22 protein-coding genes, 6 pseudogenes and 4 riboswitches are annotated in these 26,445 nt (G+C 70.9%); of the genes and pseudogenes, 12 read left to right on the top strand and 16 right to left on the bottom strand.

The genetic code is table 11. The features are described from left to right. Window positions 1-4 precede the first annotated feature (4 nt). Together DRB89_RS24845 and DRB89_RS24840 are read left to right on the top strand one after the other, a co-directional pair. Complete coding sequence (locus tag DRB89_RS24845; RefSeq protein WP_112451461.1) at window positions 5-1,483, top strand: branched-chain amino acid ABC transporter substrate-binding protein; 1,479 nt, start codon at window positions 5-7, stop codon at window positions 1,481-1,483. 27 nt (window positions 1,484-1,510) lie between these two features. Beyond that, window positions 1,511-1,649, top strand: a riboswitch (cobalamin riboswitch). A gap of 145 nt (window positions 1,650-1,794) precedes the next feature. Next, entirely contained in the window at window positions 1,795-2,283 is a 489-nt protein-coding gene (locus DRB89_RS24840) for a DUF4430 domain-containing protein (protein WP_112451460.1), read from the top strand. On the opposite strand, the pseudogene DRB89_RS44865 reads toward DRB89_RS24840, so the two are convergent. The 4 genes and pseudogenes from DRB89_RS44865 to aceA all read right to left on the bottom strand — a co-directional run. Continuing rightward, window positions 2,283-3,266: pseudogene (locus DRB89_RS44865) on the bottom strand (5-methyltetrahydropteroyltriglutamate--homocysteine S-methyltransferase); the annotation flags it as partial. The gene DRB89_RS24840 and the pseudogene DRB89_RS44865 overlap by 1 nt on opposite strands. A gap of 183 nt (window positions 3,267-3,449) precedes the next feature. Next, on the bottom strand, window positions 3,450-4,334 hold the full coding sequence (locus DRB89_RS24830) for a 3-hydroxybutyryl-CoA dehydrogenase (protein WP_112451459.1): 885 nt from the start codon (window positions 4,332-4,334) through the stop codon (window positions 3,450-3,452). Next, a complete protein-coding gene (gene aceB, locus DRB89_RS24825) occupies window positions 4,331-5,929 on the bottom strand; it encodes a malate synthase A (RefSeq protein WP_112451458.1) in 1,599 nt (532 codons plus the stop codon). Before aceB ends, DRB89_RS24830 begins: the two co-directional genes overlap by 4 nt. Before the next feature lie 159 nt (window positions 5,930-6,088). Then, window positions 6,089-7,372 carry an isocitrate lyase gene (aceA, locus tag DRB89_RS24820; protein ID WP_112454259.1) on the bottom strand — a complete coding sequence of 428 codons (1,284 nt, stop codon included), beginning with the start codon at window positions 7,370-7,372 and terminating at the stop codon, window positions 6,089-6,091. A 390-nt stretch (window positions 7,373-7,762) separates the two neighbouring features. On the opposite strand from aceA, the gene DRB89_RS24815 reads away from it, so the two are divergent. Together DRB89_RS24815 and DRB89_RS24810 are read left to right on the top strand one after the other, a co-directional pair. Beyond that, window positions 7,763-9,160 (top strand): short-chain fatty acyl-CoA regulator family protein, encoded by a 1,398-nt coding sequence (locus DRB89_RS24815; protein WP_112452491.1) that lies wholly within the window; start codon window positions 7,763-7,765, stop codon window positions 9,158-9,160. Window positions 9,161-9,209: 49 nt separating this feature from the next. Beyond that, a riboswitch (cobalamin riboswitch) is annotated at window positions 9,210-9,388 on the top strand. Window positions 9,389-9,516: 128 nt separating this feature from the next. Next, window positions 9,517-9,687, top strand: a pseudogene (locus tag DRB89_RS24810) (aldehyde dehydrogenase family protein); the annotation flags it as partial. Between the two features lie 91 nt (window positions 9,688-9,778). Here DRB89_RS24810 and DRB89_RS24805 read toward each other — a convergent pair. Next, complete coding sequence (locus tag DRB89_RS24805; RefSeq protein ID WP_112452492.1) at window positions 9,779-11,191, bottom strand: hypothetical protein; 1,413 nt, start codon at window positions 11,189-11,191, stop codon at window positions 9,779-9,781. A 147-nt stretch (window positions 11,192-11,338) separates the two neighbouring features. Further along, window positions 11,339-11,414: riboswitch (cobalamin riboswitch) on the bottom strand. Between the two features lie 162 nt (window positions 11,415-11,576). Further along, a riboswitch (cobalamin riboswitch) is annotated at window positions 11,577-11,648 on the top strand. Window positions 11,649-11,780: 132 nt separating this feature from the next. On the opposite strand from DRB89_RS24805, the pseudogene DRB89_RS24800 reads away from it, so the two are divergent. Further along, window positions 11,781-12,353 (top strand): annotated as a pseudogene (locus DRB89_RS24800) (peptidase); the annotation flags it as partial. Between the two features lie 291 nt (window positions 12,354-12,644). On the opposite strand, the gene DRB89_RS24795 reads toward DRB89_RS24800, so the two are convergent. Continuing rightward, on the bottom strand, window positions 12,645-13,229 hold the full coding sequence (locus DRB89_RS24795; RefSeq protein WP_112450463.1) for a TetR/AcrR family transcriptional regulator: 585 nt from the start codon (window positions 13,227-13,229) through the stop codon (window positions 12,645-12,647). Between the two features lie 198 nt (window positions 13,230-13,427). On the opposite strand from DRB89_RS24795, the pseudogene DRB89_RS44860 reads away from it, so the two are divergent. Then, window positions 13,428-13,911, top strand: a pseudogene (locus tag DRB89_RS44860) (serine hydrolase domain-containing protein); the annotation flags it as partial. Window positions 13,912-14,080: 169 nt separating this feature from the next. On the opposite strand, the gene DRB89_RS24785 reads toward DRB89_RS44860, so the two are convergent. The 6 genes from DRB89_RS24785 to DRB89_RS24760 form a co-directional block, all read right to left on the bottom strand. Further along, window positions 14,081-14,710, bottom strand: coding sequence for a class I SAM-dependent methyltransferase (locus DRB89_RS24785; protein WP_112450464.1), 630 nt, complete (start codon window positions 14,708-14,710; stop codon window positions 14,081-14,083). 163 nt (window positions 14,711-14,873) lie between these two features. Further along, window positions 14,874-15,770 carry a branched-chain amino acid aminotransferase gene (locus tag DRB89_RS24780; protein ID WP_112450465.1) on the bottom strand — a complete coding sequence of 299 codons (897 nt, stop codon included), beginning with the start codon at window positions 15,768-15,770 and terminating at the stop codon, window positions 14,874-14,876. Then, entirely contained in the window at window positions 15,767-17,050 is a 1,284-nt protein-coding gene (locus DRB89_RS24775; RefSeq protein WP_239516321.1) for an ATP-grasp domain-containing protein, read from the bottom strand. Before DRB89_RS24775 ends, DRB89_RS24780 begins: the two co-directional genes overlap by 4 nt. Beyond that, window positions 17,047-17,961, bottom strand: coding sequence for a DMT family transporter (locus DRB89_RS24770; protein WP_162688707.1), 915 nt, complete (start codon window positions 17,959-17,961; stop codon window positions 17,047-17,049). Before DRB89_RS24770 ends, DRB89_RS24775 begins: the two co-directional genes overlap by 4 nt. Window positions 17,962-18,026: 65 nt before the next feature. Then, window positions 18,027-19,301, bottom strand: a complete 1,275-nt coding sequence (locus tag DRB89_RS24765; protein ID WP_112450467.1) for a DUF6421 family protein — start codon at window positions 19,299-19,301, stop codon at window positions 18,027-18,029. Continuing rightward, window positions 19,298-19,888: a bacilysin biosynthesis protein BacA gene (locus DRB89_RS24760; RefSeq protein ID WP_112450468.1), complete on the bottom strand. Its 591-nt coding sequence runs from the start codon at window positions 19,886-19,888 to the stop codon at window positions 19,298-19,300. Before DRB89_RS24760 ends, DRB89_RS24765 begins: the two co-directional genes overlap by 4 nt. A gap of 359 nt (window positions 19,889-20,247) precedes the next feature. On the opposite strand from DRB89_RS24760, the pseudogene DRB89_RS44855 reads away from it, so the two are divergent. Continuing rightward, a pseudogene (locus DRB89_RS44855) lies at window positions 20,248-20,491 on the top strand (RICIN domain-containing protein); the annotation flags it as partial. Window positions 20,492-20,740: 249 nt separating this feature from the next. Here the strand turns inward: DRB89_RS44855 and soxR are convergent. Beyond that, window positions 20,741-21,205, bottom strand: a complete 465-nt coding sequence (gene soxR / locus DRB89_RS24755; protein ID WP_112450469.1) for a redox-sensitive transcriptional activator SoxR — start codon at window positions 21,203-21,205, stop codon at window positions 20,741-20,743. 95 nt (window positions 21,206-21,300) lie between these two features. Between soxR and fdxA the strand changes: the two genes are divergently transcribed. Next, window positions 21,301-21,654 (top strand): ferredoxin, encoded by a 354-nt coding sequence (gene fdxA, locus DRB89_RS24750; RefSeq protein ID WP_112450470.1) that lies wholly within the window; start codon window positions 21,301-21,303, stop codon window positions 21,652-21,654. A 250-nt stretch (window positions 21,655-21,904) separates the two neighbouring features. On the opposite strand, the gene DRB89_RS24745 is transcribed toward fdxA, so the two are convergent. Together DRB89_RS24745 and DRB89_RS24740 are read right to left on the bottom strand one after the other, a co-directional pair. Further along, a complete protein-coding gene (locus DRB89_RS24745; protein WP_112450471.1) occupies window positions 21,905-22,645 on the bottom strand; it encodes a response regulator transcription factor in 741 nt (246 codons plus the stop codon). Further along, the gene (locus DRB89_RS24740; protein ID WP_112450472.1) at window positions 22,642-23,916 is read right to left on the bottom strand and encodes a histidine kinase; all 1,275 of its coding nucleotides are present in this window, start codon (window positions 23,914-23,916) and stop codon (window positions 22,642-22,644) included. The genes DRB89_RS24745 and DRB89_RS24740 overlap by 4 nt, the downstream gene beginning before the upstream one ends. Window positions 23,917-24,059: 143 nt before the next feature. Here DRB89_RS24740 and DRB89_RS24735 point away from each other — a divergent pair, with 143 nt between their 5' ends. The 3 genes from DRB89_RS24735 (at window position 24,060) to DRB89_RS46380 (ending at window position 25,354) form a co-directional block, all read left to right on the top strand. Then, window positions 24,060-24,482 (top strand): DUF4190 domain-containing protein, encoded by a 423-nt coding sequence (locus DRB89_RS24735; protein ID WP_239516320.1) that lies wholly within the window; start codon window positions 24,060-24,062, stop codon window positions 24,480-24,482. A gap of 363 nt (window positions 24,483-24,845) precedes the next feature. After that, a complete protein-coding gene (locus DRB89_RS24730; RefSeq protein WP_239516319.1) occupies window positions 24,846-25,253 on the top strand; it encodes a GNAT family N-acetyltransferase in 408 nt (135 codons plus the stop codon). Then, window positions 25,190-25,354: a GNAT family protein gene (locus DRB89_RS46380; protein WP_343234704.1), complete on the top strand. Its 165-nt coding sequence runs from the start codon at window positions 25,190-25,192 to the stop codon at window positions 25,352-25,354. Before DRB89_RS24730 ends, DRB89_RS46380 begins: the two co-directional genes overlap by 64 nt. A gap of 36 nt (window positions 25,355-25,390) precedes the next feature. Here DRB89_RS46380 and DRB89_RS24725 read toward each other — a convergent pair. Continuing rightward, window positions 25,391-25,683 (bottom strand): annotated as a pseudogene (locus DRB89_RS24725) (IS5/IS1182 family transposase); the annotation flags it as partial. A gap of 190 nt (window positions 25,684-25,873) precedes the next feature. On the opposite strand from DRB89_RS24725, the gene DRB89_RS24720 reads away from it, so the two are divergent. Beyond that, the gene (locus tag DRB89_RS24720) at window positions 25,874-26,362 is read left to right on the top strand and encodes a GNAT family N-acetyltransferase (protein ID WP_112453692.1); all 489 of its coding nucleotides are present in this window, start codon (window positions 25,874-25,876) and stop codon (window positions 26,360-26,362) included. Window positions 26,363-26,445 lie beyond the last annotated feature (83 nt).

Genomic DNA, 26,445 nt, shown 5'->3' with positions numbered 1-26,445 from the left:
GCACATGCCCAGACTCGAATGGCCCCTGCACGTCGTACGCCGCGTCGCGCTCGCCACGGCCGCGGTCGTCGCCCTGGCCGCGGCGCTCTGGGTGGGCGTCGGCTGGTTGCAGGAACGCCAGGCGAGGTGCGCCGACGGGGTCGTCGAGCAGGGCCCGGCCGACGAGTGCGTCGGGGTGAGCGACGGCTCGTACGTCTTCGCACCGCACCTCGACTCCGTCAGCGGGAAGATCGAGGCGGAGAACCGCCGGGTGCTCGCCAACGCGGACAAGGAACCGTACGTCAGCGTCGCCTACTTCACCTCGTTCACCACCACCGCCGAGGACAGCAACTCCGCCGAGGGCGTCCGCCACGAACTCCAGGGCGCCTACCTCGCCCAGTACCGGCACAACCAGGGCGACCTCGCCGCGACCCCCAAGATCCGCCTGCTGATCGCCAACCCGGGCAGCGAGTCCACGCAGTGGAAGCACACCGTCGACGAGCTGATCGCCCGCAAGGACTCCCCGGACCGGCTCGTCGCGGTGACCGGCCTCGGTCCCAGCACCGACGAGAACCTCGCGGCCATAAAGCGCCTCTCCGAGAACGGGATCGCGATGGTCGGCGCCACCCTGACCGCCACGGACATCCAGAACATCAACGGCTTCGTGCGCATCGCCCCCACCAACGAGGACGAGGCGTACGCGGGCGCCGGCTACCTCAAACGGCGCGGCGTCTCCACCGCCGTCGTCATCCAGGACGTGGCGCAGGGGGACCTGTACGCCTCCACCCTCGGCACCGCCTTCACCAAGGCGTTCCAGGACGGCGACAAGCACCGGCTCGTCGCCGAGCGGATGACCTACGACTCCTCCGTCAGCAGTGCCTGGCAGAACGAACTGCGCTACATGCCGGGCCAGTTGTGCCAGCAGCGCCCCCAGCTCGTCTACTTCGCGGGCCGCGGCCTGCACCTCACCCGCTTCCTCGACGCACTCGCCAACCGCAGCTGCACCGACCAGCGGTTCACCGTGTTCACCGGGGACGACACGACCAACCTGAGCGCCGAGCAGCTCGCCCGCGCCGCCGGGACGGGCATCGAGGTGCTCTACACCGGCCTCTCCCACCCGGACATGTACCGCTCGGCACCGCAGGCGGTGTCCGCGCCCTCCGCGAAGAACTTCCAGCCGGGCGGGCTGCTGGACCAGTGGTTCCCGCACGATCCCCGGGAGGACGGCGGGGCCCTGATGGGCCACGACGCGGTCCTCGCCGCGGCGCACGGCATCCAGATGGCCGCGCGCTGGCAGGGCCAGGTCGTCGGCGACGCGGTGGCCCGGATGTTCCACCAGATGGACGGCACCCAGCAGGTGGCCGGGGCCAGCGGGTTCATCTCCTTCCAGAACAACGGCAATCCGCGCAACAAGGCCGTCCCGATCCTGCGCCTCAACGCCAAGGGCCAGGTGGAGTTCGTCGAGGTGTCCGCGGCGGAGGGCAAACCTCCACAGGAGCAGTGACGCGGCCGTCCGCACCACGTACGATGCGTCTGCCCGGTCGTACGGGCGACAACTGAATCGCCGTGTGACCTGGGGGAAGTCGGTGGGAATCCGGCGCTGACCTGCAACCGTGTGGGGCGCATCCGCGCTCCGAGTCGGAGAGCCCAGCACGCGGTCCGTACCGCTTCCCACTGCCATGGTCTGCAGCGCGGAGCCTTGAGCCGCCGGCCCACCGGCGGCCGCTGCCCGCCACTTCCGGGCACCGGCGCCGGTGGCAGTTGCCGTGGCGGACGGGCGCGCGCTGTGAACCGGCCCAGCCCGAAAGGCACTTCATGCGCCCGAACCTCGCCCGCCGCACCCTCGTCACCTCGGCCGTCCTGGGGCTCGCGCTCGCCACGGCGCCCGCGGTCGCCCAGGCCGGGCCGGTCCCGAACACGAACGCCCCGGTCAAGGTCAACGTCACGGTCCAGGGTCCGAACGGACTGCTGTTCAAGGGCAAGATCAAGACCAAGGGCCACGACGTGACCACGGTCACCGGCGGCACCCACACGTGCGACGGCACCAACGGCTCGGCCAACCCGAGCGCCGTGCCCACGCCGACCGCCGCCCTGGACGACGCCGCCAAGAAGAAGCACTTCACCTGGGACGGCACCTGGTACGCCTCGTTCGACGACTTCTCCGTCGACACGATAAAGAACGTCAACGGCGGCGGCTCCGCCTACTGGAGCATCTCCGTCAACGGCACCCCGACGCCCGTCGGCGGCTGCCAGTTCAAGCTGAAGGCCGGCGACAAGGTCGCCTTCACCTGGACCGCCTTCTAACCGCGGGTCTTCAGGCCGCAGTCGGGGTTGACCCAGAGCCGTTCGGCCGGGATCGCCTCAAGTCCCTCGCGCAGCAGGGGCCGCGGCCTCGGAGGTCGAGGGGACGCGCGGCGCGTGGATGTCCCACACGCCGGGTCCGGCCTCGCGCGGGTAGCCGTGCGCGGCGAGCGCTCGGGCGACCTGCACGTGCGAGCGGGCCGCCTCCAGGTCGTTGACCTCGTCGCGTACGAAGGACCAGGCGAGCATGGTGACCGGGCCGGTCAGCATGCCCTTGACCGGCTTGGCCGTCTGGGCCTGCGCGTACGCCGTCCAGCGCGCGTCATCGGATCGGGGCGGGAGATGTCCCCGGCCAGGACCGGCGGGCGCACGTAACGGGTGCCGTAGGACTGGACCCAGCCGTGCTGGGTGGCGAGGTAGCCCGTCAGCTCCTCGGCGAAGTACTGGACCATGTCGTTGCGTTCGGGCTCGCCGTGCACGAGCACCTCGATGCCGGTCTCCTCCTGGAAGGCGAGGACCTCGCGGATCTCGTCCTCGATGCGCTCCTCGTACCCGGCGGTGTCGATGAGGCCGGCCCGCAGGTCGGCGCGGGCCGCGCGCAGTTCGTCGGTCTGCGGGAGCGAGCCGATGGTCGTGGTGGGCAGCAGCGGGAGCCCGAGGTGGGTGCGCTGGGCGGCCGCTCGGTCGGCGTAGGGCCGGGCGCGGCGGCCGTCGGCCCCGGTGATCGCCGCGGCGCGGGCCCGGACGGCCGGGTCGTGGGTGATCGGGGAGTGCGCCCGGCAGGCCAGGTCGGCGCGGTTGGCGGCCAGTTCGGCCGGGATGGCGTCGGCGCCCTGGGCGATCGCGCGGGCCGGCGTGGTGACCTCGGCCGTCTTCTGGCGGGCGAAGGCGGGCCGGCGCCGGATCTGCGGATCGATGTCGCGCTCGGCATCGGCGTCCAGCGGGACGTGCAGCAGGGAGCAGGACGCGGCCACGTCGACCCGGTCCACCCGGTGGGGGCCGAAGACGCGAAGGGTGCCGGCCGTCGCTTCCCAGACCCGTCCGGGCCCGGTGCGTATGACGGCGGTCGTTCCCAGACACGGCGGGGGTGCGGCGACACCACTCGCCACGCCCCCGCCGGGTCCGCTCGTCTCCGGCGCACCCTCGGCGCGGAGACCTGCCGGGGCCCCTCAGCCCCGGCCGTACGTGTGGAACCCGCGGCCGCTCTTGCGGCCCAGCAACCCCGCCTGCACCATCCGCCGGAGCAGCGGGGGCGGGGCGTAGAGCGGTTCCTTGAACTCCTCGTACAGCGACTCGGCGATCGCCGCGACCGTGTCCAGTCCGATCAGGTCGGCGAGCTTGAGCGGCCCCATCGGGTGGGCGCAGCCCAGCTCCATGCCGGCGTCCACGTCGGCTGCGCTCGCGAACCCGGATTCGGCCATGCGAACGGCCGAGAGGAGGTAGGGGATCAGCAGGGCGTTGACGACGAAGCCCGCCCGGTCCTGGGACCGGACCGTGGTCTTGCCCAGCGTCTCGCGGGCGAAGGCCTCGACCGCGGCCAGGGTGTCCGCCGACGTGTGGAGGGAGGGGACGACCTCGACCAGCGGCAGCACGGGGACGGGGTTGAAGAAGTGCAGGCCCACCACCCGGTCCGCGCGTCCGGTGGCCGTGCCCAGCCGCATGACCGGGATGGCGGACGTGTTGGTGGCCAAAATGGCTTCGGGGTCCTCGACGGTCTTGTCGAGGCGGGTGAAGACCTCCGTCCTGGCCTCGGGGTTCTCGGTGACGGCTTCGATGACGAGCTGCCGGTCGGCGAGGTCCCCCAGGTCTCCGGTGAAGACGAGCCGGGCCAGGGCGTCCTCGGCGGAGATCCGGTCGAGCTTGCCCCGCTGGACGGCTCGCTCCAGGGAGTCGGCCACGCGTCGGCCGGCGGCGCGGGCGGCGGTCGCGTCGGCTTCCGCGACGACGGTGTCGAGTCCGGCGCGGGCGCACACCTCGGCGATGCCCGCGCCCATCTGGCCGCCGCCGACGACTCCGACGCGCCGGATGCCGGCGGGCGCCGCGGGGGCGCTCACGCGCTCACCCGCACGCCGGTGCGGCGGACGAGGTGGCGGGTGTAGGCCTCGGGCGTGAAGAAGGCGGGGAGGTGGACCGAGAGCGCGGTGTCCACGAAGACCTCCCGTGCTTCGAGGGCGAGCGCCCGCGGGTCCTCGGCCTCCAGGGCCGCGCATTCGGTGTCGAGGAGGTCGATGACGGTCCCGCGCTCCACCCGGTCGTGGCGGAGCCACTGCCAGATCTGGACCCGGGCGATCTCGGCGGTGGCGGCGTCCTCCATCAGCCCGTTCAGGGCCACGGCGCCGCTGCCGCGCAGCCAGGCGTCGAAGTAGCGCAGGGCCACGGCGACGTTCGAGCGGATGCCCTCGGAGGTCGGCGGGGCGGCGGTCCGGCGGACGGACAGCAGCTCGGCGGCCGTGACCTCGACGTCTTCGCGGGTGCGCTCCCGCTGGTCCGGGCGGTCCCCGAGGACTCCGTCGAAGGTCTCGCGGCAGGCGGGGACGAGCCCGGGATGGGCGACCCAGGAGCCGTCGAAGCCGTCCTCGGCCTCGCGCTCCTTGTCGAGGCGGACCTTGGCCAGGGCGGCGGCGTTGGCCCCCGCGTCCCGGCTCGGGACGTGGGCCGCCATGCCGCCGATGGCGTGGGCGCCCCGCTTGTGGCAGGTGCGGACGAGGAGTTCGGTGTACGCCCGCATGAACGGGGCGGTCATGGTGACCTTGGCCCGGTCGGGAAGCTGGAAGTCGGTGCGGTGGCCGAAGGTCTTGATCAGGCTGAAGAGGTAGTCCCAGCGGCCCGCGTTCAGTCCGGCGCTGTGTTCGCGCAGCTCGTGGAGGATCTCCTCCATCTCGAACGCGGCGGTGATCGTCTCGATGAGGACGGTCGCGCGGACCGTGCCCCGCGGGATGTCCAGCAGGTCCTGGGCGAAGAGGAAGATGTCGTTCCACAGCCGGGCCTCGTACCGGTTCTCCAGTTTGGGGAGGTAGAAGTACGGGCCGTGCCCGGCGTCGATCTGGCGCCGGGCGCAGTGGAAGAAGTACAGGCCGAAGTCCACGAGCGAGGCGGACACGGGCCGGCCGTCGATCTCCAGGTGCTCCTCGGTCAGGTGCCAGCCGCGCGGGCGGACCATGATGGTCGCGAGGTCCGCGCCGAGCCGGTACTCCTTGCCCTCGGGGGTGGTGAAGTCGATGCGGCGTTCGATGGCGTCGAGCAGGTTGAGCTGGCCGCCGATGACGTTCTCCCAGGTCGGGGCGGTGGCGTCCTCGAAGTCGGCCATCCAGACCTTCGCCCCCGAGTTCAGGGCGTTGACCGCCATCCGGCGCTCCGGCGGGCCGGTGATCTCGACCCGCCGGTCGGCCAGTCCCGGTGCGGGCGGGGCCACCCGCCAGTCGGGGTCGGCGCGGACGGCGGCGGTGGTGCGGGGGAAGTCCAGGGGCGATCCGGAGACCAGGTGGGCGGAGCGGCGGCGGCGCTCCTTGAGGATCTCCCGGCGGCGGTCCGCGAAGGCGGCGTCGAGCCGTCCGATGAACTCCAGGGCCTCGGGGCTCAGGATCTCCTCGTGGCGCTCACCCGGCGCGCCGAGGACCTTGACGCTGCTGGTCAGTGGCTTGAGTGACATGCGGTTCTGCTCCTCGGCGGGGGCGTCGGGCGTGGGGCGTCGGGCGTGGGGCGGTCGGCGCACGGGGCCGGCAGGGGCCCGGGGCACCGTCGGACGGCGGGCGCGCGGCGCCGGTTCGGACCGGTGCCGGGTTCGGACCGGCGCCGGGCCCGAACGGGCCTAGTGGAACTGCTCTTCCTCGGTGGAGCCGGAGAGCGCGGTGGTGGAGGAGGCCGGGTTGACGGCGGTGGAGACCAGGTCGAAGTAGCCGGTACCGACCTCGCGCTGGTGCCTGACCGCGGTGAACCCCTGGGCCTGGGCGGCGAATTCGCGCTCCTGAAGGTCCACGTACGCGGTCATGCCGTGCTCGGCGTAGCCTCGGGCGAGGTCGAACATGCCGTGGTTGAGGGAGTGGAAGCCGGCCAGCGTGATGAACTGGAAGCGGTAGCCCATGGCCCCCAGCTCGCGCTGGAACTTGGCGATCTGGTCGTCGTCCAGGGCCGCCTTCCAGTTGAAGGAGGGCGAGCAGTTGTAGGCGAGCATCTGGTCGGGGTACCGCGCGTGGATCGCCTCGGCGAACTCGCGGGCCTGTGCCAGGTCCGGGGTTCCGGTCTCCACCCAGATCAGGTCGGCGTACGGGGCGTAGGCGAGCCCGCGGGCGATCACCGGGGCCATCCCCGGCTCCACCCGGTAGAAGCCCTCGGCCGTGCGCTCCCCCGTGGTGAACCGTGCGTCGCGCTCGTCGACATCGCTGGTGAGCAGGTTCGCCGCGAGGGCGTCCGTGCGGGCGATGATCAAGGTGGGGACATCGGCGATGTCGGCGGCCAGCCGGGCCGCGTTGAGCGTGCGGACGTGCTGGGCCGTCGGGACGAGGACCTTGCCGCCGAGGTGGCCGCACTTCTTCTCGGAGGCGAGCTGGTCCTCGTAGTGGATGCCGGCCGCGCCCGCCGCGATCATGGCCTTGGTCAGCTCGAAGGCGTTCAGCGGCCCACCGAAGCCGGCCTCGGCGTCGGCGACGATGGGCGCCAGCCAGTCCGTGCGGTCGTGGCCGCCCTCGGCGGTGGCGATCTGGTCGGCGCGCAGCAGCGCGTTGTTGATCCGACGGACCACCTGGGGAACCGAGTTGACCGGGTAGAGGCTCTGGTCCGGGTAGGTGTGCCCGGCCTGGTTCGCGTCGGCCGCGACCTGCCAGCCCGAGAGGTAGATCGCCTGGAGGCCGGCCCGCACCTGCTGGACCGCCTGGCCGCCGGTCAGCGCGCCCAGCGCGTGGATGTAGTCCTGCTCGTGCAGCTGCCGCCACAGCCGCTCGGCGCCGCGCCGGGCCAGGGTGTGCTCCTCGCGGACGCTGCCCGAGAGCCGGACCACGTCCTCGGCCGAGTGGGTGCGCTCGATGCCCGCCCAGCGCGGGTCGTCCGCCCAGCGCTGTTCGAGCTGCTTGGCCGCCGCCGTGTTCGCCTCTGCCATGACCGTCACCGTTTCCGTCGTCGCTTGTCTTGCCAATGCCGTCGCCGATGCCCCGACAGGCATCCACGCATTGGCACTCTGTGCCTGGATAAGAGGGTGCGGCCACCGGACCCGCCCATGGGCCGGAGCTGAGCAATGCTGCCGATCTACCGGGAGCGGGCTGACCGGATCACCGCAATCAGGGCATGAATCGGTGGTCCGGAGTCCGTTCCGGCCACCGGTTCCGGCTGGCCGCAGAACAGACTCTGGCATTGGCACTGGGTGCCAACAAGCGGGTACGTCTGCCAAGATGTGCGAATCTTCGAGGCTGAAATTGCCAAGTTTGCGAAGGCTCGTGGCACGTGCGGTCCTCGTATGCTGACCGGGCCCGTCCGACGGTGGAGGAGTCCGGTGAGCAAGACGTACGCGGGGGTGCGGCTGCGGCGGCTGCGCGAGGAGCGGCGGATGACGCAGGCCGACCTGGCCAGGGTGCTGGGCATCTCGCCCAGCTATCTGAACCAGATGGAACACGACTCCCGGCCGCTGACCGTCCCGGTGCTGCTGCGGCTCACCGAGGCCTTCGGGGTCGATCCGGGCTTCTTCTCGGAGCGCGACACCAGCCGCATGGTCGCGGACCTGCGCGAGGCCCTGGCGACCGAGGTCGCCGAGGCCCGCGTCTCCGCCTCCGACCTGGCCGAACTGGCCACCCGGATGCCGGCGGTCGCCGCGGTCCTGCTGGACCTGGGCCGGCGCGGCCAGCTCCTGTCGGAGCGGCTCGCCGACGCGGCCGAAGGCCGGGGCGGCCCGGCGCAGGCCCCGCGTTCACCCCACGAGGAGATCCGCGAGTTCTTCTACCGCCGGCAGAACTACCTCCACGACACCGATCTCGCGGCCGAGGAGCTGGCCCGCGAGATCGGCATCCGCCCCGGGGACGTCATCCGCGCCCTGACCCGCCGCCTCGCGGACCGGCACGGGGTCAGGACCGCCGCGGACTGCGACCGGCTGCACCACTACGACGCCGGCTCCCGCGTCCTGCACCTGTCGAACCGGCTCCGCCCCGGGCAGCAGGCCTTCCGCATGGCCACCCAGCTCGCCCTCCTGGAGTACGGGGACGAGCTGGACCGGCTGGCCGCGGAGGACTTCCCGGCCGGGTCCGAGGCGCACCCCCTGGCCCGGATCGGCATCGCCAACTACTTCGCGGCCGCGCTGGTCCTGCCGTACCGCGCCTTCCACACGGCCGCCGAGGAGTTCCGCTACGACATCGAGCGGCTGACCGACCACTTCGGCCTCGGGTACGAGACGGTCTGCCACCGGCTCAGCACCCTGCAACGCCCCAGGTTGCGCGGGGTTCCGTTCTCCTTCGTCCGTGTGGACCGGGCCGGGAACATGTCCAAGCGGCAGTCCGCCACCGGATTCCACTTCTCCCGCGCGGGCGGCACCTGCCCGCTGTGGAACGTGTACGAGTCCTTCGCCGCTCCCGGCCGCATCCACGTCCAGGTCGCCGCCATGCCCGACGGTCAGCGCCACCTGTGGACCGCCCGCGCCGTCACCCGGCACCGGGGCGGCTGGGGCGAGCCGGGCAAGACCTTCGCCATCGGCCTCGGCTGCGAGATCCGGCACGCCTCCCGGCTCGTGTACGCGGACGGGCTCGATCTGGACAACACGGCGGCCGCCACCCCGATCGGCATGGGGTGCCGGCTCTGCGAACGCCTGGACTGCCCGCAGCGCGCGGTGCCGCCGCTGGGCCGACCCCTGGCCATCGACGAGAACAGCAGCACCTTCGTCCCGTATCCCGTCGCGGAGCGGTGAGCGCTGACCGGGGCGCGGCAGGGGGTCTGGATTTACTAGGACGTCCAACTACATGTTCGTGGGCAAAGGTCCGCGGTACAGGGAAGCCGGTGTGAATCCGGCACGGTCCCGCCACTGTGACCGGGGAGTGTGCTGCCATCCACACGCCGCTGACGAGGTCTGCCGGGAAGGCGGGCGGCACGCGGGGATCCGGGAGTCGGGATACCGGCCGCGGAACGTTCCGTGTTGTCCACGAGGATGGAGCAGACACGCACGGCACCGGTTTGTACCCACGACCCTGGTGATCCGGCGGAGCGCGCGCACCACCTGTCCGCGCGCTCGTAGTTCTCACGATCCCTCCCAGCGGCACACCCGACCGGGTCCGTCCGTCCGTACCCCTGCGCGTCGGCCGCTCCGACGATCCGGAGGCCGACTTCGGGCCGCTGGTCAGCCGTGACGCGCTCGACCGGGGGGAGCGCTACGTCGGCATCGGAGCCACCGAGGGCGCCGAACTCGTCGTCGACGGACGGGGGTTCACCCTGCCCGGGCGTTCGCGGACAAGCGCCCGCCGCACTTCACCCACGGCTGAGCGCCGGTGCCGGGTGCGGCCCCGTCCGCGGGGCCGCACCCGGCCGCGGATCAGGCGCCCCAGCGCAGGGCGATGGTGTCGCCCACGTTGATGACCTTCTCGCGCAGCGCGCCGGCGGAGGCGGAGCCGTCGACGCTGACCTTCCAGGTGTTCGCGCCGTTGTTGGCCTTGCCGTTGACGTGGGTGATCGTCCCGGTGCCCGAGGACGGGGTCACGCTCGTGACGCAGCCGGACGGGGTGGCGGCGCCGGTCGCGGCGGCGAGGACGTCGCCGAGGGTGGTGGTCGCGGCGGTCGGGGTGAAGGCGACCGAGCAGACCTTGAGGCCGCCCGCGCCGTCGTCGACGGTCAGCGCCAGCTTGGTGGCCGTGCCGGCGGTGAAGGCGGACTGCGCGACCCACTGCGGGGCGCCGGGGGTGACCGGGACGGGCGGGGCCGCCGTGAAGCCGCCGCCGGCCACGGCGCGCAGGGCGTCGATGGAGGCGTAGGCCGACGGGACGGCGTCCGAGGGCTTGTACTTGAAGCCGCCGGCCGGGTTGTACTGGTTGGCGATCAGGAAGTCGATCGGGGTCTTGCCGCTGCCGGTGAGGAAGTCACCGGTCTGCGGGTTGAATCCGCAGGCGTTCAGGCCGGCGACGCCCCAGCCGTTCGAGCTGGTGTTGACCCCGTAGAGGGAGTTGAAGGCGCCCGTGCCCGAGACGAGCGTGCCCTTGAGGAAGTTCTTCGCCTGGACGACGTCCGCGTCGGTGTTGGGGACCCCGGAGACGCAGAGGGCGGCCATGGCCGCGCCCGTCATGTCGACGTCGCTCGCGGAGTTGAGGACCGTCGGGTTGCCCTCCGCCTTCTGGAAGGTCCAGCCGCCGTCCACGTGCTGGTTGGCGCGGATGCGGGTGACCATCGAGTCGGTCAGCGCCTGCGGGATGCGCTGCGCGCCGCCCTGGGTCTTGGCCCCGCGCAGCGAAAGGGCCGCGAAGACGGTGCCGTTGAAGTTTCCCGACGGGCCGAAGTAGCCCGCCTCGGCCGTCTGCCAGTAGGAGTAGACGTTCGCCACGAGGTTGCGCGAGGCCGAGACGCGGGCCGGGTCGATGCCCGCGGCGTACGCGTTCAGGGTGCCGCGCTCGTAGTCGGTGACCACCGGGGAGGCCTGCGGCCAGCCCGCCGTGGAGAGGAGGTTGCGGTAGACCGTGCGGGCGTTCTTCGTGGTGTCGCCGCCGGGGTAGACGTCGACGACGGCGGTGCCGGAGGCGGCGAGGGCGCTGAACGCCCACTCGTTGGACAGGCCGGAGCCGGCGTACGAACCATCGGCCGCCTGAAGCGACTTGAGGTGGGCGACACCGTTCGTCTTGGACGTGGCCAGCTGCGCCGGCGACGAGGTCGCGGAGGCGGGCAGCACCGTGAGGGCGAAGGCGCCGAGTGTGGCGGGCACCGCGAGCGCGAGGCGGCGGGAGGTGCGGGGACGGGACATGGCCTGCTCCTGGAATCGGCGGACGCCGGCTCCTCCCGCGCAGGCCGCACGTGACCACCGCAGGGCACGGCGGGGCACGGCAAGGGCCCGGTCGGAGAGCCGCCGTCCGGAACGCGTGGTACGGCTTCCTGTAGTGCATCGCCGTTTGGGCATTCGGGCTCGGAGACGGCCCCCGCCGTCCCACACCGCTGCGCGTCAGCTCCGGCATCTCACCGGATTCCCCCATGTGGCAGCCCTGGACGCTACCCGAGTGATCAAGGGACCGCCAGCCGCCGGGAACCGGGGCGCGCGGCGGGCGTCCGGGACGGGCCGGCTGAGGTTCGTGCCACCTTGACGCGTCGGCGAGATCCGTGTTGCACTCCGGCTGATAACTGCTCAGCACCAGGGGAAGCCGGTCGAATTCCGGCGCTGACCCGCAACCGTAGGCCCGGGCTCGTTCCGGGTGAGCCGGAATGCCTGGAGCCGGGCCACAGTACGAAGAGCGCCGTCGCGGATTGCGGTGTGGTCGTCGCAGCCTCCCCACGGCGCAGGAAGCCGTGCGGGGGCAGTTCGCCACGCACGCAGCCGCCCGGCAGAGACGAGGGCCGCGGTGGGGACCGAACAGCAGGCGAAACGGCAGTCGGGGACGAGGCGGCGGTTCCTCTCCCTCGTGACCGCGTCCCTCCTGACGCTCGGTGCGGGAGTGGCCTTCCTCACGGTTCCGTCCTCCGCGAACGCCGATCCGATCGAGCAGTGCACGGCCACCACGGGCGCCATCGTGGCGGTGGACTTCGGCCCTTTCGGCGGCAAGGTCGAGCGCGGCTGTGACACCACCCCGACCACCGGGTTCGAGCTGCTGCGCACCGGCCGCTTCACGACCGAGGGCACCGTCCACGACGGCGACGGGTTCATCTGCCGGATAGGCAACGCCTCCTTCAACTCCGGTACGCAGTACCCCACTCCGGACAAGGAGGAGTGCGTCCTCACGCCGCAGGCCACCGCCTACTGGTCGTACTGGATCGCCTCCCCGGGGCAGAAGAACTGGACCTACAGCTCGCTCGGCGCCATGTCGCGCACCCCGAAGGCCGGCGACGTGGACGCCTGGGTCTTCGGCGGCACCGACACCGGCGGCACCCAGGGCAAGCCCTCCTTCTCCCCCGACGACGTCCGGGCCGCCGGCGGCCCGGACGTCGTCGGGGGAGAAGGAGGGCGGCGTGCCCGCGCGCGGGAGGCAGGACCGCGGTGACGCCGGGCAGGGCGGCGATGAGGGCCGTGCGGCGGAAGATCATCATGCCATGTGACATTACACAGAAGGGGTGTTGGCAGGGCAGGCGATTTCGGGGCAAGCGCGGGACACGACCGGCCAACGCCGGCCGCCGGGCCGCGTCCGGCTCCCCGGTTCCCCGACGGCCCGGGCGGGGGAGAGGGTGTGGGGTAAGACGTCGCCGCTACCGGGGAGCGCTGACCGCCGGGTCTACGGGGCGGGCTTGTCAGGCGGTGGCACCAGCGCGGGCAGGAGCGTGGCGATGACCGTCTCCATGTACGCCTCCGGCAGGGGGCGGGTGCGCAGGAGCCAGGTGTGGTAGATCGGCCCGTAGAGGAGTTCGACCGCCATTTCGAGGTCGAGGTCGGCGCGGATCTGCCCGGAGTCGCGGGCTTTGGCGAGGCGGGCGACACACGCGTCGATGGAGACCCGCAGGATGCGGGTGACCCCCTCCGCCGCGTCCTCATCGGATTGTGCGGCGCCGATCAGCCCGCGCCAGATCGTGCCGAACGCCGTATTGAACAGTTGCATGACGCTTGAGGTTTGAGCGACCAGATCCGCACGGATGTCACCGGTATCGGGAAAGCCGGCGGCGGCATCCCGAGCATTCTCGACACCCTCGATGAGGATGGCGGCTTTGGACGGCCACCACCGGTAGATGGTCGTCTTGCCGACACCCGCTCGGGCCGCGATCCCCTCGATCGTGATCGAGGCGAAACCCCGCTCGGCGCAGAGGCCGACAGCGGCCTCGATGATGGCCTGACGGGACTGTTCGCTGCGGATCGCGGGGGGCACGGACCGACTCTATCCGAGTGCAACGCTACGTCTCGTGTTGACAGCGTCCCGGTCCAGCCGCACACTGATGACGCAACGATCCGTTTCGTATCGATTGCTTAGCGGGGGCGCCCCCGGTACCCGTACCCACGGGTACCGGAACGGCGCCCACCGGATCTGACACCTCAAGACGCCGTGCAACACAGCTGCTCCAAGACCATGACCTCGGCGCTGATCCAACTCCTCGTCCAGGACGGCAAGGTCCGCCTCACCGACCCGGTGTCCGACTACGTGCCGGGTGTGCCCAACGGCGCGAGGATCACCCTCGCCGAGCTGCTGGAGATGCGCAGCGGGCTGTACGACTACACCGACGCGCCCGAGTTCCGGCGGCCGCCCGCTCGCCCAGCAGTTCAGGGACGGGCTGTTCACCCCGCTCGGCCTATCCGGCACCTCGCTCCCGGGTACCCGTGACACCTCCCTGCCCGCGCCGTACGCGCACGGCTACATGTCCGGAGGTTCCGCGCACGCCGTGACCGACGAGCCGTACCCCGCCGACGTACGGGCCGCGGCCCGCTCGGGGAAGCTGAAGCCGCTGGACTACACCCACCAGAACCCCTCCTACGCCACCGCCGCGGGCGGCGCCCTCTCGACGGCGGACGACATGGCCGCCTGGATCAAGGCGCTCGCTACGGGCGAGGTCGTCGACCCCGCCTCCCAGAAACGCAGGCTCGACAGCCCGCGGCCCCAGGATCCGGCCGCTCCCGAAGCAACCAGGTCTACGCGGGGGTCTCCTACCCCACCGTCACCGACCACGACGACCCCGGCCGGCAGGGGCCGGGCGGTTCCTGACCGCCCTCGAGCCGTCCCTCAGGTCAGGCGCGTCGTGTCGCGTAGCAGAAGAAGTGCTCCTCGGGCCCCGCGAGGGGGTCTGCGGGTACGAAGGACGAGGTGTGATGGTGGAGCACCTCCAGGCCGGCCGCCGTCAGCTGCCGCAGGTGCTGGTCCGCGGACAGGCTGCTGACGGTCACCGGATGGCCCATCCACTCGATGTCCAGCTCCCGGATGTCTCCCGGGACCGTGGCCAGCACGAGGTACCCGCCCGGCGCGACCCAGGACGCCATCCGGTCGAGGGCCGCCGCGATGTCCGGCTGGTCCATGACCAGGAGCGGGAAGAAGGAGCACACGGCGTCGAAGCCGACCGCCTGGGGCACGTACGTGCGTACGTCGGCCTGCTCGAAACGCGCCCCCGGAATCCGGGCACGGGCCGTCTCGACCATGGCCGCCGAAACGTCGATCCCGGTCACGGCGTGCCCGGCACGGACGAGCACCTCCGCCGTGGGCCTGCCGGTGCCGCTGCCCACGTCCAGCACCCGGGCCCCGGCGGGCAGCCGCCCCACGAGCCAGTCCAAGGCCTCCAACTGATCGGGCACGGTCCCGAACAGGTCCTCGTACCGTTCACCCAGCGCATCGAACACCTCGGCCGCGCTCTTGCGTCGGGTCATGTTCCCCACCTCGTCTCGGCTGCTGCCACGCTACCCGCGGGCCACCTCGACCCGGCACCCCCGCTCTCCCCCTTTGTCCCTGTCGGCCGGTCGGCCAGACCGGGTTGTGAGTTCATCGTGCCGCGGCCCCCGGCGCGGACCGCCGGGGGCCTCTCGGGGCCGCTCAGCGCAAGGCTGTGGTCCGGCTCGGCGCGTGGACCAGCCTGGTGTACGCCTCCGCCAGAGCGGTCGTCGTCCTGCCCACCGTGAACTCGTTCGAGTCGATGGCGCGGACGGGCTGAACCTCGTAGGCGGTGCCCGTGAGGAAACACTCGTCGAAACCGCCGAGTTCCTCGGGGCGGATATGCCGTTGCACCACGCGGATCCCGAGCTCACACGCCAACCCGAGCACGGTCGCCCGGGTGATGCCCGCGAGGAAGCAGTCCGCGACGGGGGTGTGCAGCTCATCACCGTCGACGAAGAAGATGTTGGCTCCCGTGGCCTCGGCGACGTGGCCGCGGTAATCGAGGAGCAGCGCGTCGTCGAAGCCGGCGGCGTCGGCAGCGTCCCGTGCCATGGTGCAGATGTTGTACAAGGACGCCGCTTTGGCCCGGACGGGCGCGGTGTCCGGATGGGGGCGCCGCCAGCGGGAGGTGCCCAAACGGATGCCGGCGTTCTTGGCATCGGCGGAGAAGACGTGCGGCCACTCCCACGTGGCGATCGCCACGTGGACGGAGACGCCGGCGCCGGACACGCTGATCTGCTCGCTGCCGCGCCATGCCACCGGCCGGACGTAGCCGTCGCGGATGCCTTGTCTGTCGACGAGTTCGAGCGTCGCCTCCTCCAGCTCGGTGACGGAGAAGGGGATGCGGAAGCCCAGCTCGAGCGCTGACTCGTGAAGCCTCTGCGAGTGCTCGGTCAGCTTGAAGACGTGGCCGTCGTAGACCCGTTCCCCCTCGAATACCCCACCGCCGTAGTGGAGTCCGTGGGTCAGTACGTGCAGGCGGGCGTCCCGCCAGGGTACGAAGCGGCCGTCGAGCCAGATGTGTCCGTCGCGGTCGTCGAGCGCCGCAGCGGTCACTGCTGTCCCTCCACGGGTGCGTAGTCGATACGGACGGTCTGCTCGATGGTGCGGTGGAACTCCTCGGCGTCCTCGGCGCACGGGTGGTGCGAGAGGATGAACGCCGGATAGCCGGTGAACTCCGGATAGGGCCGTACGACGTCACCCGGGTGCAGCATCTGGAGAACGTGGTCCACCCGGGGGTCCTCGGCCAGTTCGTCGAGGCCGTGGATGGCCGTGATCCGTCCGGAGCCGCCGCAGGGCACGATGTAGTTGGCCGCGGCCCCGGTCGCCCGGGCGGGTTGCGCCGGCGGTCCGGGCAGGGGGCAGGGGTCGAGTCCCGCGGCAATGCGTAGTGAGTCCGCCGCCAGGTCGGCTCCGGTGACGTGTGCGGCGATGTAGTGGGAAACGCCGGAGCCGCCGACCCGGGCGCCGAGTTCCAGCAGGTAGGGACGTCCGCCGTCGCGCAGCCGCAGTTCGGTGTGGGTCGGGCCGTCGGTGACCCCGAGGGCGCCGTGGGCGGCGACGACCTCGCGCACCAGGTCTTCCTGCACGTGGGGCGGGAGCGGAGCCGGTGCCTGGTAGATGCCCTCTTCGAAGTGCGGGCCGACCGGCTGGCCCTTGTAGCCGATGGACAGCACCTGCACCTCGCCGCGGTGGGCGAGGGACTCCACGGCGAATTCCGGGCCGTCCAGGTACTCCTCCACGACCAGACCCGCGACGTGGCTCAGGTTGTCCCGGCAGATCTGCCAGACCTCTTCGACGACGGCACGGAGCTGCTGCGGGCCATCGGCCTTGGTCACGCCGAGGCTGGAGAAGCCGTTGGCCGGCTTGACCACCACCGGAAACGTGAGACGGGCGGCGTCGGCCCACTGGCCCGGGTCGTCGAGGACGACGAAGTCCGGTACGTTCAGCCCCGCTTCGGCCAGCCGGCGACGCATGATCCGTTTGTCCTGCACGGCCCTGGCCGTCTCGCTGCCGAGCCCCGGAAGGCCGAGTGCTTCGGCCGCGTCAGCGACGAAGGGCACCGCGGGGTCGTACAGCGTCGTGATGCCGTCGAACGGGGCGTTCTCGTGACGTTCCCGCAGGATGCCCAGTGCCTTGGCCGGATCGCCCTCCACGTCCAGGGGGAGGACCTCCACCACGGCGGGAGGCAGCCGGTCCGGGGACACGGACTCGTCGGGGCGCGGGACCAGCACGATGTCGATGCCGGCCCGGTGCGCGCCTTCGAAGATCCAGGGCAGCGAAAGTCGCTGGTAGACCAAGACGATGACGGGGCGTGAGGGGTGCAGTTTCGTCACGGCGTACTTCTTTCGGGCTTGGTCGGGATCGGGGGCTGGTCGTGCTCCGCGGCCGGCACGCGGACCGGTGCGACCGTCATCCACACCCCCGCCGAGCACAGTGCGAGGAAGAGGAGGGAGACGAGTCCGGGGGCGTCCGCCGCGCCTCGTGCCCACTCTCCGAGGCGCACCAGGAACGGCACCACCAGTGCGACGGACGAGGTGAACAAGGGGCCCTTGCGCAGGATCAGTTCATGGGAGATGACGAAGACGGGGGCGGTGAGCAGCGCACCGAGCACCGCGACTCCCGCCCACTGGGCCGCGCTGATGGTGCCGAGCGGCACGGATACGGATGCGGTCAGGCCGAGCATGACCGTGGCCGCGCCGGTGACCGCCGGAAGGCCGGCGAGCGGCGGGACGTCGGCCATGTGCTTGCGGTAGACGTAGCCGTACAGGGCGTACGCGAACGTCCCGGCCAGGGCGAGGGCGACCCCGGACACGAGGAGTCCGCCTCCGCCGCCGGTACTCGCCGGGCCGGCGTCCAGCGCATAGCCCAGGGCCGCCGCCACGGCGAGCACGGTGCCCAGGACCCGGCGGACGCCTGCCTGTTCGCGGAAGGCGACGATGCCGATGACGAAGGTGATGCAGGGCAGGAGGGACACCACGAGGCCGACCCGGGAGGCGCCGATCCGGTCGACGCCGAGCAGCGTTCCCGTGTAGTACGCGAAGAAGCCCAGGAACGCCAGCAGCACGACGGCCCGGTGCCGGCCGCCGGTGAGCCGTATCGCCGTCCACGTCCGCGGCCGCAGCGCGGCGATCGCGCCGATGACGAGGAAGCTCGCCGCGGTGCGGCCGGCCGCGACGGCCAGGGGCGGGGTGTCGCTGACCAGCTTGCCGGAGACCACCCATCCCGCGGCCAGGAGCAGCACCATGAGGCAGGACAGGGCCGGGGTGCCGAGGCGGGCGCTCCAACGACTCTCACCGTCATGAGGCGGGCTCACCATTCCGCGCCCGCGAACCGCAGCGCGGGCAGGCCGGCCAGCGTCCGCTTGGCCCTCAGGAGGACGCTCTGATCCTCGGTGAAGCCGAATCGCTGCTTCGCTTCGCCGGGGGGCAGGTACGCGCGCACGAGTTCCTTGGCCGCGGCACGGTACTCGTCGTCCGTGCGGACCCGGTCCTCAAGCTGCTCCACGGCAGCGACGTACGCGCGCAAGGCGTCGAGGGTCTTGTCCCAGTCCAGCTGGAGCAGGCCGTCGGCCTCCGGCGATTCGGTCAGCGCATGGTGGCGGCGCAGCCAGGAGTAGAGGAAGACACCGGTGCCCGAATCGAAATTGCGGGTCGCGTCGTCGGCCTGCGGGTAGCGGAAGACGCGCTCCAGCAAGATCATGGCGATCTGTTCCCGCGCGAAGGGGACTCCGCCGTCCGCGCAGGCGAGGACGGTCTTGGCGTCGACCTTGGTCTCCTCCAAGAGGCCGACGAACCAGTTCATCTTCAACGTGATGTGCTGGTCGAACGGCCAGCGCCCCTGGTAGTGCATGGAGTCGTGCAGGTATCCCCAGATCGCACGGGCCTCGTAGCAGACCTCCGGCGCCAAGCCGGACGAGGCCCTCGGTACGGAACCCGCCGTGAGTACCGCCTCGGCTCCCGGCAGGGCGTAGGTCTCGTGGATCTTGCGCATCTTGTTGTAGAAGAACATCGCGTACGGCTGGTCTTCCACCTTGTCGCGCGCGGCCACGTTCTCGGGAAAGAACACGAGGCAGTTGCCGTGTGCGAACCCGTGGCTCCCCGCGACGAGCACCAGGGACTGGCAGTTGTTCTTGGGGTGGGGGAAGGACGTGGCCAGTTGCGGGAGGGCATCGGGTTCCTTGCGCAGTGCGAGGAAGCAGTCGAGCCGTTTGCCGACGGGCGGCACGCTGTTGGTGGTCTGCGCGGGAGCCAGGAAGAACACGTGCCCGCCGTCGGCCGGTGGTGTGAGCGCGTCCCGGGAGCGGGCGAAGTCCGGCGCGCTGTCCAGACCTTCGCAGAGCCAGCCGTCCACGTCCGCCGCCAGCGCGGCGGCCTGACCGGGCTGTCCGTTGCGGACGTACCAGGCGGTGGCCTCGTCCCGGATCTCGGCGAGCAGTTCCCCATCGGCGGTCCGCGGTGCCGTCACCGTACCGTTGTCGGCCTGCCGGAGGCGGAAGTGATTGACCTTGGGTATGAGGGATCCGGCGAGTTCCCTCGCCTCGGCGCGCAATGCTGCGCTGAGCGGGGCGGTGGCGGTGGAGGTCACAGCGCTGCTCCCGCGCCGTCCGGCCGGCCGTCCGCGGCAAGTACCTGGTGGATGGTGAAGACCATGGGCACCGGCCCGAAATCGCGAAGAATGCGCATCCCGTGCCGCTCGGCGGCGACGAGGGTGGTGATGCAGCCTTCGCTCAGGTCGGCCGCGCAGTCGATGGCGGCCTGGGAATTGCTCAGCACCAAGCGGGGCTCGGCTTCCCGCGGGACCAGTCCGATCGGGGCAGGATGCGTGGAGACGGTGCCGGGAGCATCCGCCCCCATGCTGGCCAGGACCATGTTGTGCGTCGGCATGATGAAGCTGTCAACCATGTGCAGCCGGTGCAGGTTCCCGAAGGTCAAGGTATGGAGCGCCGGATAGACGGCGCAGGCCACGAGCGCGTGCTCCCCGTCGTGCGGGACCGCCTCGAGGGCGTCCTCGAGTGACGCGTGGAGTTCGACCGTGCCGGCGGTTCCCCGGCGCCGCAGCCATTCATGGGCGGCGGCTTCGAGGTTCGTCCCGTGCGGGCCGAGCGTGTGGACGTGACGGATGCCGTCGGGACCTAAGCCCGTGCGCCGGCGGGGCTCAGCAGTCGTAGTCAAGTTTCCTCCTGGATGCGTCCCGGGCCATCACCCGGAACGGCCGTTCGTCGGGGCTACGGATCTCGCCCGTCCAAGCGATCAAACATCCCGGCGCTCTCGCACACAAAGCAATTCGCGTGTGCTTTTCGCAAGCCAAGACCCAAGTCGGCGCAATCTCGGACGATTACGACCACCAGCCCCCCCGCCGTCACGGACCTCGTCTCCTGGCTCGGAAGACCGGGTCCCTGGTCGGCAGTCGGCCCCGCGGCGGCAGCTGCCCCGCGGCGGCCGACTTTCCCCGGGAGACGGCGAGAGCGGTGCCGGCGAGGAGAACCAATGCCCCCGTTCCCCGCAGCCAGCCGAAAGACTCACCGGGCAGGATCGTGCTCAACCTCGCGGTGGGTGGCGACTGGCCAGGTGACCCGAAGGCTCGATCGTCTTCCCGAACCGGCTCGTCGTCGACCACGTCCGGGTCACCACCTGGGACGACGGGAACGGCGGCGCAAGCGGTGCGTTCGTCGGCCCGGCCGGCAAATGCCTCGACGTGGTCGGCGCCCAGACCGCCAACGGCACAGGTCCCAGCTCTGCACCTGCAACGGCACGGCCGCCCAGCGGTGGACTCTGCCCGCCTGACCCATCGGACGGAGGCCATGCCAGGGCCCGACTGGCGTCCGTGCCCGGGCCCGGGCGCCGCCTCGCCACTGAGCCCCTTCCGGCAGAGTGCCATTGGCCGATGCCGTACACGACCGGGGGAAGTCAAGGGGGGCGTGCTCCCACTCCCGCAGGTGGCGGCGTTCACGGCGTGAAAGGCCGCTGTGAGACGGGCACTTGAGTACGGCTCCCAGCGGTTGGCCCGGACTGCGATGCTCCGTCTCACAGCCGTCGGGGGCCGACACCGTCCTCAGCGAGCGTGTCTCCGGGGTTCAGCAGAGCGCACGCCTTCATCGAGAGACATCCGCAGCCGATGCACCCGGTGAGCTCGGCCTCAAGCCGCTCGATGGTCTGTCGGCGCTCCTCCAGTCGACGCTTCCAGCTCCGCGAGGCGCGCTGCCACTCCTGGTGACTCGGTGGGCGGTCGAGCGGCACGTCGGCGAACGCCTCTCGAAGGTCCTGCAACGGGATGCCGATCCGTTTGGCCACCGAGATCAATGCGACACGGCGCAGCATGTGCCGAGGGTAACGACGCTGGTTGCGATCGTCACGTTCGGACGCGATCAGGCCGAGCTCTTCGTAGAACCGCAGGGCGGAGACGGCCGCCCCGGTTCGTGCGCTCACCTCGCCGATGCTCAGCCAGTCGTCCGGGGTGGCCCGGACGTCGCCGGAACGGTTGCTCGTCATGAAATGCCTCCTGTTGACCTCAAGGCTACTTGAGGCCATACGGTCGGCTGCGTCGGAACGGCAGGCAGGAACCACCTGGAGAGGACGGCAGTTCGATGACGTTTGTGATCGCTTTGCCCTGTGTGGATGTCAAGGACAGGGCATGCATCGATGAGTGCCCTCTCGACTGCATCTACGAGGGCGAGCGCATGCTCTACATCCAGCCGGACGAGTGCATCGACTGCGGTGCCTGCGAGCCGGTGTGCCCGGTCGAGGCGATTTTTTTCGAGGACGACACCCCGCAGGATTGGCAGCACTTCAACACCGTGAACGCCGAGTTCTTCTCCGACCTCGGCGCCCCCGGCAGCAGCGCGAAACTCGGTCCGATCGGACGGGACCATCCGATCGTGGCAGCACTCCCGGCTCAGGGGGCCGTCCCTTCAATCCTCGCGATACCGCCCAATGCCTGACGGCCGCTCACGTGAAGGACAGCGGGCGGCTATCGGTACGTGCCGCGGCAGATGCCCTGTCTCAACGAAGCAAGTCGCGCCGATTCGTCTCAACGAATTCAGTCGCCGCAGGTGAGCCCGCCGCGAGGGCGGGTAACTCCCCAGGTTCTCATAGCCGGGCGCGCCCCGGGGGAGCGGTGGCACAGGCGTGGACCGCCCGGGAGGCTGGTCCAGCGGCACAGGCGGGCCGGGGCAGACAGCTGATGTTGCGTCAGCCCGTGACCCCGGGCACGACCAGGCCGGTTTCGTACGCGATCACCACCGCGTGGGTCCGGTTCTGCGCGCCGAGTTTGGTCAGCACGTTCCCGACGTGCGTCTTCACCGTCTCCAGGCTCACCCTGCACGACTCCGCGATGTCCGGGTTGGACCGGCCGGTGGCCATCAGGCGCAGCACCTCCTCCTCCCGGCCCGTCAGCGCCGCCTGCGGCAGCGCCTGGACGGATGCCAGTGGGCGGGCGGTGACCATCTGGCGCAGGGCCGCCGGGAAGAGGATCGCCTCGCCCGCCGCGACCACCCGCACCGCCTCCGCGATCTTGGCGACGGGGAGCCGCTTGAGCACGAAGCCGCTGGCCCCGGCGCTGAGTGCGGCGGTGACGTAGTCGTCGTTCTCGAAGGTGGTGATCATCACGACTTTCGGCGGGTCGGCCGACCCGGCGAGGAGCTGCCGGGTGGCCTCAATGCCGTTGCGGCGCGGCATCCGTACGTCCATCAAGACCACGTCCGGCCGCAACTGCCGCGCCCGCTCGACCGCTTCGATGCCGTCGGCGGCCTCCCCGACGACGGCGATCCCGGGCTGCATGGCGAGCAGCGTGCGCAGACCGCTGCGGGTCACCTCGTCGTCGTCCGCGATCAGGAGGGTGGTGCAACTGGAGGCGCCGGCGGTGTCAGTGGTGACGGCTGGGCTCGCGTCGGGGCCGGTCGCGACCGCTGCGCTCGCTTGTGAGCCGATCATGCGGGCAAGCGTACCGGCAGCCGGACCGCGAGCCGCCAGTGCTCCGGTCCGTCCGGACCGGCCTCGATTTCGCCGTGCAGGAGCCGCACGCGCTCCAAGAGGCCGGGCAGGCCGTGCCCGGACGTCGGGAAGGGACCCGGGCTCCTTCCGCTCCCGGCTCCGGTCCGGTTGACCACGCCGAGCTCCAACGAGTCCGGCGCGGTCGCCACCGTGACCCGGATCGGACCGCCCGCTCCGTGTCGCAGCGCGTTCGTCAGGCCTTCCTGCAGGATCCGGTACGCCGCCCGGGAAAGCGTCCCCTGCACCTGCGCACAGTCGCCCGACAGCTCCGGCTCCACCACCGCGCCCGCGTGCCGCAGCCGGTCGAGCAGCTCGGGCAGGTCGGCCAGGGTTCGGGCCGGTGCCCTCCCCACCTTCTCCTCGCGCAGCATGCCCAGCACATAGTCCAGGTCTTCAAGGGCGGCCCGGGTCGACTCCTCGATGGTGCGCAGGGCGGCCCGCGCCGCCGCCGGGTCGACGCAGAGCACCTCGCCCGCCACCGCTGCCTGGATCGTGGCGGCCGTCAGGGTGTGCCCGATCGAGTCGTGCAACTCGTGGGCCAGCCGGTTGCGTTCGGCCAGTACCCGCTCCCGCTCGGCCGCCAGCGCGAGCCGCTCGGCCGACGACGGACCCAGCAGCCTGGGCGCCAGCCACCGCAGGGCGTGCGTCACCGCCAGGCACAGAGCCGCCGCCAGCAGCAGGCAGCAGAGCGCCGCTGCCCAGCTCTGCCAGCCGCTCTCCGCCCGCAGCGACCAGCCGTTCACACTCACCCCGACCTCGGCGCCGGCCCAACCACCGGGAAGGAGCAGGCCCGCGACGAACAGCAGGATGCTCAGCTGCGCCCCCGCCCACCCCAGCACCACATGCGACAGCAGCCAGAGCGGGGTCCGCAGGCGGTCGGCGCCCGATGCCGTGGAAGGAGCCGCCCCGTCTCCGGGCGGCCGCGCACGCCGACGCTCGCCCACGGGATCCGGCAACGGCACCACCAGCATCCGCCGGGCGCAAGCGATCAGCACCCGCCGCGTGGTACGAGCCAGCCCGATCACGCCGATCAGTACGGACCAGACCAGCACGGTCAGAGCGAACTGCACTCCCGAGGAAGCGGATGGCCACGCCACCGCCGGCAGGGCTGCGAAAGGCAGCAATGGAAGGCTCGCCAACGCGCCGCAATAGGCGAAGAGCGCACCCGAATACGTGGAGCCGCGCAGCAGCGGCCGGATTCCTCTGAACATGGCCAGGCAAGTATGACCGGACGGCTCACCGGCGGCCTCCCCCGATCGGGGGAGCGAACTCTCCCGCCTTCCCGCGATGTGTCCGTGGGTTCCCGAAACCAGAATCGTGGTCTCACCAGTTGACGGGACGGAAGGACGGGCTGATGAACGCTCAGGAGATCGAGACGACGCTGAATCACACGGTGTCCGCGCAGGACCAGGCCGTACGGACTCAGACGGCACCGAACGCAATGGCGCCGGGCCTGACAGCACCGAAGAACGGGCTGGCCACAGCCGCCATGACACTGGGCATCATCGGCCTGTGCACCTCGGTCGTCTTCGTCGGCGGCCCGCTCGCCGTGATGGGCCTGATCCTGGGCATCGCCGCGCTGATGGCGGCCAAGCGGACAGGTGTGGGCCGGGGCAAGGCCGTCACCGCCGTGGTGACGTCGTCCCTCGCGATCGTGGTGTCCGGGCTGGTCGCCGTGTTCATGCTCTGGTATGCGAACACGACGCAGGAGTGCTACCAGCCCGACAGCTTCCACCAGTACACGCAGTGCGTCCACGAGCACCTCGACGGAAACTGAACGGCCTTTCCGTTCCCTCACCGGTGCACCGGCTGCCCGCTTTCCCCGACAAGGAGGCGATGTTCACCTCGTCCGATGCGCCTTCGATGCTGGCCGACGCCGGGAAATGGTCGCTGTCCTCCGGAACTTCCTCAAGTAGCACTTGGTCCCGGCCGCGGGCATCGGTCTGGAGCCGGCAGGCGAATGCGCGTGACACGGCCCGACCGGCGCGTATCTCACACCCCCAGGAGTGCCGGAATCGAGAACTGACGGCGCTGGGCCTTCCGCCCCGCCTGGCCGTCGGTGAAGCGTGATGGGCTCCTGATCTTCATCTCTGCGCGGTGCCCCCTTCGTGATCGTCCTATGAGTCAGCACTCGGTAGCCTTGGACAAGATCGTTTTGGGGGACTGGCCGGCCGTTCACTCGTGGGCGTGTCTCCCGGAGGTGTGCCGCTATCAGTCCTGGGGGCCGAACACGCAGGTCCAGACGCAGGACTTCGTGGACTCCGCGGTCAAGGCCTGGTCGGGCACCCCACAGCACCGGTTCCCCTGCATCGCCCGCGTCGGGCGGGATGTGGTGGGCATGGGTGAGTTGCATGTCCGCAGCCACAAGCAGCGCCAGGGCGAGATCTCCTACATCGTGCATCCCCGGGTATGGGGACAGGTCATCGGCATGGAAATGGGTCGGCAGCTGCTCGCGCACGGGTTCGGCGAGCTGGGCTCCATCGCATCCATGCCACCTGTGACCCGAGGAATCTCGGCTCCTCCCGAGTGCTGTCCAAGATCGGTATGACGCACGAGGGACGTCTGCGCGACACGGCTCTGCTCCACGACGGCTGGCGAGACTCCGTGATCTTCAGCAGCCTCGAAGGGGAATGGCGCTCCACTGCGTAGACCCGCCTGTGGGGTGCTGTCGAGTTTCGGGTTCCACTTGTGGGACGTGTTGCGGGCTTCCTTCCGGTCGGGCAGAGCTTCGCCCTTGCGCCGGCGGTGGGGCATGAGGAGTCCGGTGTCGGGACAGCCGCCGTCGGCAGCTTTGGCGCCGGATTCCTCCCATGCCTTGCAGTCGTTGCGGTTGCCCGGGGGTGGGGCCGGTCGACCACCACGACGAGCCGGGTATCGGCGTCGATGACCACCTGGTGGTTGGTGGAGTACCGATGGATGGTTCTTCGATCGTCGGCGATGGTGTGGTTGCGGGTGGGTACCAGGGACGCCGTGATCACACCAGCCACAGCGAGAGCATCTCAGTTGCCGGCGCCATTCGCAGTGGCCTCGAGCGGCCGGCTTCGTTCGCTTTCGGCAGCAGAGTTCGTCTGGTTGCTCGAGTGGCGGTGAGCCAGGAGCGCGGGCTGAGGAAACGGTTGTGCGCCCCGTGTGATCGGCGTGGATGCTGACTGGCCGGAGGTACTGAAGATGATCGATGTTGTACTGAAGCTGTCAGCCCGTGATCTGGTGCATGCCGATCTGGCGTCGTGCGGGTGGGCAGGTTCTGACCACCACTTGGCCGGCGTTGCCAAGCAGTTGGAACGGGCCCGGACCGGTGAGGTCGACTACCTCGCGGTCTGCCCTGCAACGGACATCCCCGTGGCGAAGGGCGGCGTCGACTACCAGGTCAAGGAGGGCGCCGGTACTTTGTGGCAACTGGCAGTCCACCCCGCCTTGCAGTCGTGCGGGATCGGCACGTTCCTTGTCGAAGCCGCAGAACTGCGGATCAGGGAGCGTGGTCTGCGGCAGGCCGAACTGGCCGTGGAAGAAGGCAACCCCCGGGCGCGTGCGCTGTACCAGCGACTGGGCTATGTCGCGTACGACCGTCAGCCGGACTCGTGGGACCAACAAGCCCCTGATGGATCGTTGCGCCGCTACGAAACGATGTGCATGCTGATGCGGAAGGAACTCTCATAGGCCCCAGCCTCGAGCGCCCCTCTGCGTCGACCCCACGTGGACCGTGTGGGAGGGTTCGCCCGGCGACGAGAGCGTGCGGAACC

This window comes from Streptomyces sp. ICC4, from assembly GCF_003287915.1.
Classification (GTDB): domain Bacteria; phylum Actinomycetota; class Actinomycetes; order Streptomycetales; family Streptomycetaceae; genus Streptomyces; species Streptomyces tritrimontium.
Note: the sequence above shows the minus strand (reverse complement) of the source record. Positions and strands in the feature narration are given on the sequence as shown.